Source organism: Acinetobacter sp. NIPH 817 (assembly GCF_000368405.1).
GTDB lineage: Bacteria > Pseudomonadota > Gammaproteobacteria > Pseudomonadales > Moraxellaceae > Acinetobacter.
Genome location: NZ_KB849420.1, coordinates 1,099,246 through 1,113,388 on the forward strand (window position 1 = coordinate 1,099,246; position 14,143 = coordinate 1,113,388).

The 14,143-nt window shown below is 35.9% G+C and carries 12 protein-coding genes; 9 read left to right on the top strand and 3 right to left on the bottom strand.

The window, feature by feature from the left end; all coding sequences use genetic code 11:
- The first annotated feature begins 301 nt into the window (after positions 1-301).
- Both F968_RS08865 and F968_RS08870 read left to right on the top strand, forming a co-directional pair.
- Positions 302-1,417, top strand: coding sequence for an NAD(P)-dependent alcohol dehydrogenase (locus F968_RS08865; protein ID WP_004792329.1), 1,116 nt, complete (start codon positions 302-304; stop codon positions 1,415-1,417).
- 152 nt (positions 1,418-1,569) lie between these two features.
- Positions 1,570-2,991, top strand: coding sequence for an aldehyde dehydrogenase family protein (locus F968_RS08870; protein WP_004792331.1), 1,422 nt, complete (start codon positions 1,570-1,572; stop codon positions 2,989-2,991).
- 88 nt (positions 2,992-3,079) lie between these two features.
- Here the strand turns inward: F968_RS08870 and F968_RS08875 are convergent, their stop codons facing one another.
- From F968_RS08875 to F968_RS08885, 3 genes are all read right to left on the bottom strand, one after another.
- Positions 3,080-3,934: an acyl-CoA thioesterase gene (locus tag F968_RS08875; protein ID WP_004792333.1), complete on the bottom strand. Its 855-nt coding sequence runs from the start codon at positions 3,932-3,934 to the stop codon at positions 3,080-3,082.
- A gap of 73 nt (positions 3,935-4,007) precedes the next feature.
- Entirely contained in the window at positions 4,008-5,624 is a 1,617-nt protein-coding gene (locus F968_RS08880) for a long-chain-fatty-acid--CoA ligase (RefSeq protein WP_004792336.1), read from the bottom strand.
- Between the two features lie 120 nt (positions 5,625-5,744).
- Positions 5,745-6,683: a LysR family transcriptional regulator gene (locus F968_RS08885; protein WP_004792337.1), complete on the bottom strand. Its 939-nt coding sequence runs from the start codon at positions 6,681-6,683 to the stop codon at positions 5,745-5,747.
- Positions 6,684-6,764: 81 nt separating this feature from the next.
- Between F968_RS08885 and F968_RS08890 the strand changes: the two genes are divergently transcribed.
- The 7 genes from F968_RS08890 (at position 6,765) to F968_RS08920 (ending at position 13,978) form a co-directional block, all read left to right on the top strand.
- On the top strand, positions 6,765-8,027 hold the full coding sequence (locus F968_RS08890) for an acyl-CoA dehydrogenase family protein (protein WP_004792339.1): 1,263 nt from the start codon (positions 6,765-6,767) through the stop codon (positions 8,025-8,027).
- Positions 8,027-9,088: a phosphotransferase family protein gene (locus F968_RS08895; protein ID WP_004792341.1), complete on the top strand. Its 1,062-nt coding sequence runs from the start codon at positions 8,027-8,029 to the stop codon at positions 9,086-9,088. Before F968_RS08890 ends, F968_RS08895 begins: the two co-directional genes overlap by 1 nt.
- Before the next feature lie 17 nt (positions 9,089-9,105).
- Entirely contained in the window at positions 9,106-9,798 is a 693-nt protein-coding gene (locus F968_RS08900; protein WP_004792342.1) for a histidine phosphatase family protein, read from the top strand.
- 89 nt (positions 9,799-9,887) lie between these two features.
- Complete coding sequence (locus F968_RS08905; protein WP_004792344.1) at positions 9,888-10,652, top strand: SDR family oxidoreductase; 765 nt, start codon at positions 9,888-9,890, stop codon at positions 10,650-10,652.
- Between the two features lie 102 nt (positions 10,653-10,754).
- Positions 10,755-11,663, top strand: a complete 909-nt coding sequence (locus F968_RS08910) for an SDR family NAD(P)-dependent oxidoreductase (RefSeq protein ID WP_004792346.1) — start codon at positions 10,755-10,757, stop codon at positions 11,661-11,663.
- Between the two features lie 2 nt (positions 11,664-11,665).
- Positions 11,666-12,142, top strand: a complete 477-nt coding sequence (locus tag F968_RS08915) for a MaoC family dehydratase (RefSeq protein ID WP_004792348.1) — start codon at positions 11,666-11,668, stop codon at positions 12,140-12,142.
- A 12-nt stretch (positions 12,143-12,154) separates the two neighbouring features.
- Complete coding sequence (locus F968_RS08920; protein ID WP_004792349.1) at positions 12,155-13,978, top strand: acyl-CoA dehydrogenase family protein; 1,824 nt, start codon at positions 12,155-12,157, stop codon at positions 13,976-13,978.
- Positions 13,979-14,143: the final 165 nt, after the last annotated feature.

Below are 14,143 nucleotides of genomic sequence, written 5' to 3' on the forward strand. Positions count from 1 at the left end.
AATTTTAAATATATTAATTAAGCTAATAAAACCATTTGTATTAAGTAAATTTTATTTAATTCCTGCATTTTTTTGCAAGGAGTGTGATATTTATTTTTCAAATTTAATTATTTAATAAAATATATTAAATTAATTTTTTGTTTGTTTTTTAAGTTGTCCATAGGGTGGATTTTAAATAAATTTCAATTATAGATATTAATGTTAGAGTTCTAGTGATGACTTAATTATTTTATTATATTTTTAAATAATATTTATATTTTAGGTTGTCCATAATAATCAAAATCTTAAATGGAGTTATAAGATGAAAATTAGAGCAGCTGTTGTTAAATCAGTTAATGAGCCATATAAAATAGAAACTCTTGAACTCGCTGAACCATTAGATGATGAGGTACAAGTCAAAATTGTTGCTTCAGGGATTTGTCATTCTGATGATGCTGTTCGATTAGGCCATGCTGCTTATGAATTTCCAGGCGTATTAGGGCATGAAGGTGCTGGTATTGTCGAAAAAGTAGGAAAGAATATTAAAAATTTTAAAGTCGGTGATCATGTAGTTTTAGCTTATGCATACTGTAAGCAGTGTAATCATTGCATGCATGGATTGCCTGCAGCATGTACAGATTGGATGACTTTAAATTGGGGTAAACATCGTGATGATGGTTCAGCCTCATTTAAAAAAGAAGATGGTACAGAAGTCAATAATTTCTTTTTTCAATCATCTTTTGCGACTCATACAAATGTTAAAGAAACTAACTTAATTGCAGTTCCTAAAGAAGCTGATCTTCGCTTACTTGGCCCTTTAGGATGCGGTTTATTAACAGGTTCAGGTACCGTTCTTAACGGTTTGAAACCAACAACTGGTTCTTCAATTGCAATTTTTGGTACTGGTGCGGTAGGTTTGGCAGCAATGATGACTGCTAAAATTATGGGTTGCTCAACAATTATTGCGGTTGATATCCATGATTCGAGACTGAGTCTAGCTAAAGAATTAGGGGCGACTCATGTCATTAATAGCAAATCTGTAGATGTAGTAGAAAAAATTAAAGAAATTACCAAAGGGGGTGGTGTTAACTACTCAATCGATACCACAGGAATATCTGAAGTCATGAAAGCATCTATTGATGCATTAGCAATTAAAGGAGTAGCTGCTCCAGTTGCTGTGACAAACAAAGATCTAACCGTGAATACACTAGCAGATCTTGTTGTATATAGTCGAAAAATTATTGGTGTCGTCATGGGCGAAGGTATTCCACAAATTAGTATTCCCCAATTATTAGAATTTCATGCTCAAGGAAAATTTCCTTATGAAAAATTAATAAAATTCTATGATTTTGACGATATTAATACAGCATCTTCTGACTCATTAAGTGGGAAAACAATTAAACCTGTTTTAATAGTTGATCGAAGTTATGCTGCATAGTTTAAATGAATATTAAGTAAAACGGATTATAGTTCTGAACATGAAATTATTTATAGCTGGAATTATATTTTAGTTAAAAATTTATCTTCATAAACTAAATATTAAATCTAATAATTTTTAAGGAAGGAATAACCCTTAAAATAGGAGAAATTATGCGTAAATATACAGGATTTTACATTGATGGTAACTGGTTGGATGAACAAGGTACATCTAACATTGAAGTAATTAACCCATCTACTGGTGAAGTTGCTGGTATTATTTCTGATGGCAGTGAAAAACAAGTTAATAATGCTGTAGAAGCTGCAAAACGTGCCTTTGTCAGTTTTTCACAAACTTCAGTCAATGAGCGGCTTGAACTTCTAAAAGGAATTGCGAATGAATATAAACAACGTGAAGCTGAAATAGCGGCTGCAATTAGTGAAGAAATGGGTGCTCCTGATTGGCTTGCGAGTCAATATCAGGCAGCGATGGGATTAGCTCATTTGAATACTACGATTGAAGCATTGTCAAAGTTTCCGTTTGAAGAGCAAAAAGGTACTACGCGTATATTAAGAGAGCCTATAGGAGTTTGTGGGTTTATTACTCCATGGAATTGGCCTATTAATCAGGTGGTTGTGAAAGTTTTGCCAGCTCTAGCTACTGGCTGCACTATGGTATTAAAGCCAGCTGCTCAAACTCCATTTTCAGCATGGCTCCTAACCGAGATTTTTGATAAAGCTGGTGTACCTGCAGGCGTCTTTAATCTAGTAAACGGACATGGTGGTAAAGTTGGGTCAGCTTTATCACGTCATCCAGATATAGACATGATTAGCTTTACAGGATCTACTGGTGCAGGAATTTCTGTGGCTGTAGATGCTGCTCCTACGGTGAAACGTGTTCATCAAGAATTAGGCGGAAAATCAGCGAATATTATATTAGATGATGCTGATATCGTTCAGGCTGTAGATAATGGTGTCAAAGCAATTATGATGAATACAGGCCAGACCTGTACTGCTCCAACCAGAATGCTTATTCATGAATCAAAATATGAAGCGGCTGTGGAACAGGCTCGTAAAACGGCAGAAAGTATTACTGTGGGCGCTCCATCTAGTAATTCTTATATGGGGCCACTTTCATCTAAAAAACAATTTGATACTGTTCAAAAATATATTCAAATTGGTATTGATGAAGGTGCAGAAATTATTGCCGGTGGTCTAGGTTCACCTGAAGGATTAGAAAAAGGTTATTTTGCTAAACCGACTATTTTTGCGAATGTAACTAATTCTATGAAAATTGCTCGGGAAGAGATCTTTGGACCAGTACTTGTGATGATTCGTTATTCTAACGAGGAGGAGGCGATTGCAATAGCCAATGACTCTCCTTTTGGTTTAGCGGGTTATGTGCAAAGTAGTTCAATAGAACATGCCCGAAAAGTTGCATCAAAAATTCGCGCAGGACAAATTTATTTAAATTATGCCCCATTAGATTTTGCCGCTCCGTTCGGAGGCTATAAACAATCTGGAAATGGCAGAGAATGGGGAGAGCAAGCACTGTATGAATTTGTTGAGATAAAGTCAGTAGTTGGCTTTGGATAATAAAATAAAAAACAGGGCTTTCAAGCCCTGTTTTTATAAAGGTATTTATTGAGGAAAGAGATGTTTATTAATAAATACCTATAAAAATTTAAATCGTTCGTAATAAGCATTCTTGAACAGTACTGCAGACGAGTTTATTGTTCTGCCATACTTTACCGTAGTTCAAGCTTCTTGCCTGTGAACTAATGTTTGTACTTAAATCATAAAGAGACCATTCATCAACCCTAAAGTCATGATGGAAAAGAATAACATGATCTAAACTTATGGCTTTGATCTTGTCGTCAAAGTAACTAATCCCATGATTTAAAAGAGAAATAGAGAGTAAATTGTAATCTGAATAATAGGCCATAATAGCTTGATGCAAAATAACAGAGTCTATATTTAACGTAAATTTGTCATAAGTTCGAAAATATTCTGCATAAGAAGAGGACTTACTTTCTGATTTAAAACCTAAAAATTGAATTGGCTTAATTTCTAATTGAAAAGGTCGCATAAATATTGATTTATAATTATCAGGCACTTGTTCAATCACTTGTAACTTATGGTGCTGCTCTGGTTGTAAGGAATCTGGGGAAGGATAAACCGGAGAGGGAACTTGGAACTCAGGACCTTGTTCAAAATATGCGAAAGAGATGAGTGCGATAAAAATTAATTGTCCATTTTGTAAAGCTTTTACTTCTCTGCGGCTAAAATTTGAACCATCTTGTAGGTCAGATACTTGATAAAGAATAGGAATATCAGTTCTGCCAGCTTGTATAAAATATGCATGTAATGAATGCGCTGGGCGATCTGTTGTTTTTGCTGCAGCGATTAAGGATTGAGCTAAAAGTTGTCCGCCAAATAAATGTGAACCAAAGACTTGTGTACAATTTCCTTGAAATATTAAAGAATCGATTTCTCTTAGCTCAAGTAAATAAAGGAGATCCTGAGTAAGGATGTTCATTATTTATATCTCTTAATAAATAAAAAAGAGACAGATTTGTTTAAATATGTCTCTATAAATGATCAACCTAACCTTATCTCAACTCTTTACGTAAAATCTTACCTACATTTGATTTAGGTAATTCACTTAAAAATTCAATATATTTAGGTTGCTTGTACGCTGTTAATTTATCTGAAATAAATGTGAAAATGTCATTTTCCGTCAAATCATTTTCTTTTTTTACAATGAATAGCTTTGGGACTTCTCCACTTTTTTCATCGATGACGCCAATCGCTGCTGCTTCTAGAACCTTAGGATGTCTACTAACAACTTCTTCTATTTCATTAGGATAAACATTAAAACCAGATACTAAAATCATATCTTTTTTGCGATCCACAATTTTTGTGAAACCATCTGAATCCATTACACCTATATCACCAGTACGGAAAAAACCATTATTTGTCATCACATTCGCAGTTTCTTCGGGACGGTTCCAGTATCCCTTCATCACTTGGGGACCTTTAACCGCAATTTCTCCCTCTTGGTTTAATGGAACCTCATGTCCATTATCGTCCAAAATAGCAACTTCAGTGGAAGGTAAAGGTATCCCTATTTTTCCTGTAAACTCTTTAAGAGTCGGTGGGTTAATTGTGACGACCGGTGAAGTTTCTGATAGGCCGTAACCTTCTAGTAGAGGTTTATTTGTTAATTCATACCAAGCTTTTGCAGTTGATGGCAATGTGGCCATTCCGCCGCTACTCGATAATTTTAAATGACTAAAATCTACTAATTTAATATTTTCGTGGTTGATTAAAGCATTGGTTAATGTATTTACTGAAGGAAATAATACAGGAGGGTACTTAACCATTTCCTCTATCAGGCTGGCAGTATCTCTTGGATTTAAAATTAATACACAAGCAAAACCTACATACTGAGAAATCATGGAAAGTTGAAAAGCAAAAATATGATAAAGAGGTAACGCACAAATCATATTTTGATGATCTTGACTGCCTATGAGTAAAACCGGGCTATAAACTGCATCATTTTGTAATAAATTGGCAACTAAATTGCGATGTGTTAATTCGGCTCCTTTAGACACACCAGTTGTACCACCTGTGTACTGTAAAACAGCTGTATCATCCAAATTTAATTTTGGTTTTGTATAACAACATGACGGATATCTTAGCCCTCTATTAAAAGGATTTAATTTATCTTGAGTATGATCGGTGAATGGGTGAGTTAAAGAATCTTCTAAATTTACTATAAATACATGTTTTACAAATGTATTTGATGCAACTTGCTGAAATATACCTTTTAAATTTTCTAGTAAGATAATCGCCTCAGCACCTGAATCTTTAAGTTGATGCTCGAGTTCTCTTGGAGTGTACAGTGGGTTTACATTTACTAGAATCAGTCCTGCCCGCAAAATACCCATAACTGAGATCGGATATTGTAAAACGTTCGGTAGCATCACCGCGACACGAGTACCTTTTTTTAGTCCTAATGACTGTAGATAGGCCGCAAACCGTAAAGATAAATTATCTATCTGCTGATAGCTTAATTTTTCGTTTCTAAAAATATAAGCAGTTTTGTCTGAAAATTTTTGAACATTTCTTTCAAAAATCTCAATCATTGAAGTGCTTACTGGTGGCAATGTAATTTCGTTAGGAATACCTAATTCATCATATGTCTTTTGCCATGTTTTATTCACTGTTCTAATTCCTATCTTCCTTGTATTACAAAGAGAGTAAGGTTTTTTAATCAATGAATAAAATGAATTAAATAAATATTAAATCATGCATAAGACTAATTTTATTTAGTCATTCTTAAACTAACTCTGGAGAGTATTCATAATCTCTATTAATTGTGCTTTGCACCACACGATTTCTTGTTCTTTTGATTTTTCCTCATCCCAATAAAGATTCATTTCATACCCTTCAATTTTTGCTGGAATCGAATAAATATTTACATCAGGATAATTTTTTTTATGATACAACGCCTGCGTGTGGGAAATCGTAAGTAAGTACTCTGTTTGAGCCAACATACTAATAGCAGTTTGATACTGTTGGCAACGAAGTTTAATTTCTCTCTTAAACCCATGTTTTGATAAAATAAAATCTTCAAATACTCTGCCTGTTGGTCGAGCAGATACTGTTATGTGTTTTGCATTTAAATAGCTTTCTATGCTTATACCCGATTGTAAAATAGGGTGTTCTTTATGGCACATAATGACTAATTTATCTTTCAAACATGTTTGCTGAGCAATTCCTTCCTCTACTAAGTGATTAACGTCTATCGAGAAGTCAATCCTTCCTGACACTAACTCTTGACGTAAATTTTTTCTATCAATACGCACGCTATTTATAATTAAATCTTTATTAAATTTTGAAAAATGTTGAGTAATTAAAGGAAGTAGTATGGGTTCAAATTCATCAATCATTGCGATTGTTAATTTTTTTAAGTCTCTTTCTGGTTGAAAATCTAATGTGCTTTTTATTGCTTCGTTCATTAAAGATAGTGATTGTTCAATATTAGGCCATATGCGTTTAGCTAATATTGATGGCATTACGCCGTGTCCATCTCTAATAAATAATGGATCATTAAAATGTTCACGAAGACGTGCAAGCGCATGACTTACCGCAGGTTGGCTTAAGAACAATTGTTCACTGGCACGTGTTAAATTTTTTTCTTTATAAATCGTAGCAAAAACTCGGAATAAATTGAGATCAATTCTCGCAAGCGATGCTACCTTTTTATTATCTTCGTGCATGATTTACTATTAAATTAATTCATTTTATTCATTATACGATTTTATGTACGCTTGGCAAATACTAAAACAGAGTTATAAATAATGGATTTTGAACTTAGCGCTAAAGGTAAGGCGTATTTAGAAAAAACTAAACAATTCATGGATATAGAGATTATTCCCATAGAAGAAAAATTTTGGAAAGAAGTACACCAAACGTGTGATCCAGAAGATTGGACTACGTGGAAATGGCCAGCAGCTTTAGAAATTCTAAAAGCTAAAGCAAAATCAGCTGGATTGTGGAATATGTTTCTGCCTGATGAAAAGCTTGGAGCTGGATTAAGTATTCAAGAGTATGCTCATATTGCTGAATATACTGGCCGTAGTTTTTTAGCACCTATGGTCTTTAATTGTAATGCGCCTGATACAGGAAATATGGAGCTTTTGTGGAAGTACGGCAGTGAAGCACAAAAGAATCAATGGTTAATGCCCTTATTAAATGGCGAAATTCGTTCCGTATTTTGTATGACTGAACCTGATGTGGCTTCAAGTGATGCAACCAATATGCAAGCCACAGCAATAGTCGATGGAAATGAAATTGTTTTAAATGGCCGTAAATGGTGGTCATCAGGTTTAGGGGATCCTAATACGAAACTCTTAATTTTTATGGCCCATACACCTGATTCATCAAAAAGCCATCATGAGCAACATTCTATGGTTCTTGTTCCTGTTAACACACCAGGAGTAAAAATTGAAAGAATGTTACCGATTTTTGGCGATATTGATGCTCCACATGGTCACGGAGAAGTTTGTTTCAATAACGTGCGCGTACCTATTGAAAATTTTATTGGTGGCCCAGGCGAAGGTTTTGCAATAGCCCAAGGCAGACTAGGTCCAGGACGAATTCATCATTGTATGCGATGTGTAGGAGCTGCAGAGCGTGCATTGGAATTAATGATTGACAGAGGAATGACTCGGATTGCTTTTGGTCAACCTATCCTAGAATTAGGAGGGAATAAAGAAAAAATCGCAGATGCTCGAATTGCTATTGAACAAGCGCGTCTAATGACACTTTACGCTGCTTGGAAGATGGATACGGTTGGAAATACTGCTGCAATGACAGAGATTTCGGCGATTAAAGTAATCGCACCGAATATGATGCAACAAGTTATAGATATGGCCATTCAAATGCATGGAGCGATGGGAGTTTCTAATGACACACCTTTAGCACGCTTTATGGGAATTGCTCGCTCATTAAGACTCGCCGATGGTCCTGATGAAGTACATAAGAGAGTAATTACAAGAATTGAGCTCAAAAAGCGGGGTTATGGACGTAATTACCAGCCATTAAAAGGAAAGATTGCTTAATGAGTACTATCGATGTAGGTGGAGCTGTTCGCCAAGGTGAAAAGTTAGATATTGAAAAAGTAGATCAGTGGTTGAAGGAACAGGACATTGTTTTAAAAGGTATGCCACAAATTACTCAGTATTCAGGTGGGGCGTCTAATTGGACATATCGAATACAGTATGAAAATCGAGATCTGATTTTACGGCGCCCACCTGCAGGAACCAAAGCTAAGTCTGCTCATGATATGCAACGTGAATATAACGTTCAAAAAGCGCTTAAGCCCCTCTATCCATTGGTACCAGATATGGTGGCACTATGCACTGATGCAAATATTATTGGTTGCGATTTTTATGTGATGGATCGAATTGAGGGAGTAATTACAAGAGCAAACCTTCCTGAAAATTTAGACTTAACACCTGAACAAATGCATCAACTATGTATTAATGCCATAGATGCTTTAATCGCACTTCATAATGTGCCTTATAAAGGTTCTGATTTAGAGACAATCGGTAAAGGTGATGGATATTGTCGTAGACAAGTAGAGGGTTGGATAAAACGTTTTGAGCAAGCAAAGACACCAGATGTTGCTAGTTTTAAGGGTATACAAGCTTGGTTGTTAGAGCATATACCAGATGATGTGAAGACCTGTATTATTCATAATGACTGGCGTCTTGATAACGTCATTCTAGATCCCAAATCACCTACAAGACTCATTGGTGTATTAGATTGGGAAATGGCAACTTTGGGTGACCCCTTAATGGATTTAGGTTGTGCGTTAGCCTATTGGATACAAGATGATGATAGCGTTTTATTAAGAACTTTGAGAAGACAGCCTACCCATTTGTTTGGAATGCTCACTCGTCAGGAAGTGGTTAAATATTATTTACAAAAGACCGGTTTACAAACAGATAACTGGAATTTTTACGAAGTTTTTGGTTTATTTCGTTTAGCCGTAATTTGCCAGCAAATTTATTATCGTTATTACCATAAAGAAACACAAAACCCTGATTTTAAAGATTTTGGTCATTTCGTCGAAGCTCTATTTGTTCGTTGTATGCAATTGACTTGGCAATCGAAATAAAAGTAGGAGATTATCTTGTGGCTTTAATTACCTTTGTTAGGCATGGGCAAGCTTCATGGGGTATTGATAATTATGATCAATTATCGATAAAAGGTACTGAACAGGCTAGGGTTCTGGGTAAAGTGTTTGATGATCAGGCTAAATCTTTCGATATCGCATGGCGTGGAGAAATGGTTCGACATCAAGAAACTGCACAACATTGTTTGGGTGAGATGCATTCTTCTTTGGTCGCTATACCGCATATAGGACTAAATGAATTTGATCATGAACAAATTTTATTAAATTTAGATAAGAAAAAATATGCGGATAAATTTGAGATTATTCAGTTTATTAAAAATTCATCTCATCCAACAAAGACAATGGGAGATATGTTTGCTGAAGCTGTTTATCGTTGGCAGAGTGGAGAATATGACACCGATTACACTGAAACATGGAAGCAATTTCAAAATAGATGTGTAGGTGCTTTTACAGATATTGTAAATAGTTCAAAAGGGAAAAATGTCGTCGTTTTTAGTTCTGGTGGAGTGATCTCCGTCATTATTCAATCTTTACTGGGTTTAAGTGATCGTGCGACATTTGGTTTGAATTGGTCATTGGTGAATTGTGGTATTACGCAAATTCTTAGCGATACTAAACGTCATAGTATTTTAAGTATGAATGAACATCAGCACTTTCGTGAATATGGCGTAAATTTGCTAACTTGGCACTAACTTATTTAATTGCAAAAATGAGTTTTTCAGGAAGATACAAAACATTTATTAGATATAGATGAGAAAAAGGAAATAGGAGTATATAAAGTATGGCGACAAATCTTTTTGATTTAACTGGAAAAATAGCTTTAGTTACAGGTGCTAGCCGTGGTATTGGTGAAGAAATTGCTAAATTATTAGCAGAACAAGGCGCCCATGTAATCGTTTCTAGCCGAAAAATTGAAGATTGCAAGGTCGTGGCAGAAGAAATTATTGCAGCCGGAGGTACTGCGGAGGCTTTTGCTTGTCATGTTGGAAAAATGGAAGATATATCATCTATTTTTGAACATATTCGTAGTCAGCATGGCCGATTAGATATTCTTATAAATAATGCAGCAGCAAATCCATATTTTGGACATGTTCTCGATACTGACTTAGCCGCTTATAACAAAACTGTGGAAGTGAATATTCGTGGTTATTTCTTCATGTCTATTGAAGCCGGTAAATTAATGAAATCACAAGGCAGCGGTGTCATTGTAAATACGGCATCAGTAAATGGATTACAGCCAGGTGATAAACAAGGTATTTACTCAATTACTAAAGCTGCTGTCATTAATATGACAAAAACTTTCGCAAAAGAATGTGGGCCATTTGGTATAAGAGTAAACGCATTGGTTCCAGGTTTTACTAAAACTAAGTTTGCAAGTGCGTTATTCGATGATCCAGAATTATATGAAAAACTAATGGAAGATATTCCTTTACGACGCCATGCTGAACCGAGAGAAATGGCTGGAACGGTACTATATTTAGTTTCCGATGCAGCGAGCTATACAAATGGCGAGTGTATTGTTGTAGATGGTGGATACACGATTTAAAAATTTATAGTCATTACATTGTTATAAATTCCCTATCTATTTGCCTATTCTGGTAATAGAAGAACTGTAAATATCATTAAGAACTATTTTAAGGACGAAAGTATGATTGATTTAAAAAATCGTGTAGCAATTGTGACTGGTGCAGGTGCAGGTCTTGGAAGAGAGCATGCTTTATTATTGGCACGCCTAGGCGCAAAAGTTGTTGTAAATGACTTAGGTAGTGATGTTCATGGTAATGGCGGTTCAACTACTGCTGCTCAAAAAATAGTAGATGAAATTATTGCTGCAGGTGGTGAAGCCATTGCAAATGGCGCATCGGTAACTGATGCAGCTCAAGTAGAAGAAATGGTAAAGCAAACAATGTCCCACTGGGGGCGTGTCGATATTTTAATTAATAATGCCGGTATCTTGCGCGATAAAACATTTACCAAGATGTCTTTAGATGATTTTCGAACTGTTATAGACGTTCATTTAATGGGAGCTGTAAATTGTACAAAAGCTGTATGGGATATTATGCGCGAGCAAAAATATGGTCGTATAGTAATGACTACTTCTTCTTCTGGCCTATATGGGAACTTTGGTCAGTCTAATTATAGTGCCGCAAAAATGGCGCTAGTGGGATTAATGCAAACACTAGCTCTTGAGGGAGAAAAATACAATATTCGGGTTAATTGCCTTGCACCTACGGCAGCAACTCGTATGTTGGAAGGTTTATTACCTGGGGAATCTCTTAAAGCACTTGCACCGGCTGCAGTAAGTCCAGCCGCCGCCGTGTTAGTGAGCGAAGATGCTCCAACAAGAATGATTCTATGTGCGGGAGCGGGAAGTTTCGAGGCCGCACATATTACATTGACTCAAGGTATTCACATTGGAAACAGCGACGAGACAGCACATATATTGTTAGAGCGATTAAATGAAGTATCTAATCGTGCAGGTGAAATCGTCCCTATATCTGGTTTTGTTCAAGGTAATTTAGAGCTAGATAAAGCTGGTTTAAAAGTAGGGGAATAAAAATGGGTGATACTCTATCGAATAAAAATCCGATTTCAATTGCTCAACTTTTTGAACTGGAAGGTGAAGTACTTGGAGTTTCTGATTGGATCACAATTGATCAAGCAACAATTAATGTGTTTGCAGATGTAACACGAGATTGGCAATACATTCATGTCGATACTGAAGCAGCAAGCAAAAGTCCATTTGGAGGCACCATTGCTCATGGATTCCTTACTTTATCATTATTATCTGCTATGGCTTCAGAAGCTTTACCGCAGATTAAAGAGCTAACGAGTTCTATAAACTATGGAATGAATAATTTACGTTTTATTCATCCAGTTCATAGTGGAAAAAGAATAAGGGGCCAATTCTTATTAAAATCAATTAAAGAGAAGTCTGCTGGTCGTTATCAAATGGTTGTTGATGTAACTGTTGAAATTGAAAACGAAGCTAAGCCTGCGCTTGTTGCAGAATGGGTATCACTTCTAATTTTATAGTAGGTATTTTCCATGGTAGATGAACTTATTCTTTCTCGTAGCGATTTGGATTTCATATTATTTGACTGGTTAAAAGTAGATTTATTAAACCAGAGAACATGTTTTTCGGGTCAAGATCGTTTTGACTATACTTCCGTTTTAAATGTTTATGAAAGTTTAGCAACTGATCTATTTGCCCCACACAATAAGAAAAACGATAGTAATGAACCTAGCTTTGATGGAGAAAAAGTCAAGGTAAATCCAGAAGTAGGAGTCGCATTACACGAATTTTCTGAGGCTGGATTAATGAATGCTGCGCTCCCGTTAGAATGGGGGGGGATGAGTCTTCCTACTACAATTGAGCGAGCTGGTATGGCCTATCTGCTGGGTGCAAATGCAGGTACGGCAGCTTATGCCTTTTTAACAATTGGAAATGCTAATCTTTTAATTACATATGGTGAGAAAGAAATTATCTCGCCCTATATTAGTGCTATGGCGGCAGGCAAATGTTTCGGGACTATGTGTTTATCTGAGCCCCAAGCAGGCTCAAGTCTAGCTGATATTCGTACTCGTGCTGTTCCTAATGGAGATGGTCGATATCGTCTATTTGGCAATAAAATGTGGATTTCGGGAGGAGATCATGAGATTTCCGAAAATATTCTACACTTAGTGCTTGCTAAAATTCCTGATGAAAATGGTCAAATTCCGACAGGGGTAAAAGCAATATCATTATTCGCCGTCCCTCGGAAAGTACTTAATAAAGATGGGAAACCAAGTGAAAGAAATGATGTAGTCTTGGCTGGAATAAACCATAAAATGGGCTATAGAGGCACAGTCAATTGTGTTTTAAATTTTGGAGAAGGAAAGTTTACTCCTGAAGGAGAAGCTGGAGCCCTGGGACACATCATAGGTGAGCCTGGTAAAGGATTGGCTTATATGTTTCATATGATGAATGAAGCTCGTATTTCTGTGGGATTATCAGCTGCGGCATTAGGTTATACAGGTTATTTGCATGCTCTTGATTATGCAAAAACTCGTCTACAAGGGCGACCAAAAAGTGACAGAAAGCTTAATTCTTCTCAAGTCCCCATTATAAAACACCCTGATGTTCGTAGAATGCTATTAGCACAGAAGTCTTATGTATCAGGAGCTTTAGCATTATGTTTATATGCAGCAAGATTGGTCGACGAGATTAAATCTGTTGATAATGAAAAAGAACAAAATGATATCAATGCCTTACTTGACCTATTAACACCCGTCGTAAAAAGTTGGTCTTCCGAATGGGGGCTAGTCGCAAATGATTTGGCAATTCAAGTTCATGGTGGATATGGATATACACGTGAATATAATGTTGAGCAGTTTTATAGAGACAACCGCCTTAACCCCATTCATGAAGGTACATTTGGTATTCAAGCTCTCGATTTATTAGACCGAAAAACACGTATAAATGATGGTTTATCTATGAGGTTGTTAAATGAACGGATTACTAAAACAGTTCATCAAGCACTTTTAATAGATAAATTACATAATCACGCTACAACGCTAAATGATCATTGGCAAGAAATTCTTAAAGTTACTGAGCAATTACACGCCTTAGATGATTTAGAAATGCAATTAGCAAATGCTGCAAATTATTTAGAGGCTTTTGGGCATTTAGTTGTAGGGTGGTTATGGTTAGATCAAGCAATAACTATATATGAAATGATGAAGACATCATCGAGTAGCGATTTCTTAAATGGGAAATTGGCAGCTTGTGATTACTTTTTTGGCTGGGAAATGCCAAAAATATCCAGTTGGTTGGCAGTACTGGATCCAGTGGAAACAACACCACTGAATATGCCTGAGCAATGGTTTTAGGGATTTTAGATAGATAAGTAATTATTTTTAGAATAAAAAGTGACTTCTAATTCAAGCCCATTCTAAATTAGGAAGTGATAGATTATTCAATAAAACAATTCTTATTTCAATTTTTAGACTAAGTAAGTAAATAAGTTTCGTTATCTAACGAGGCAATGTATTTTC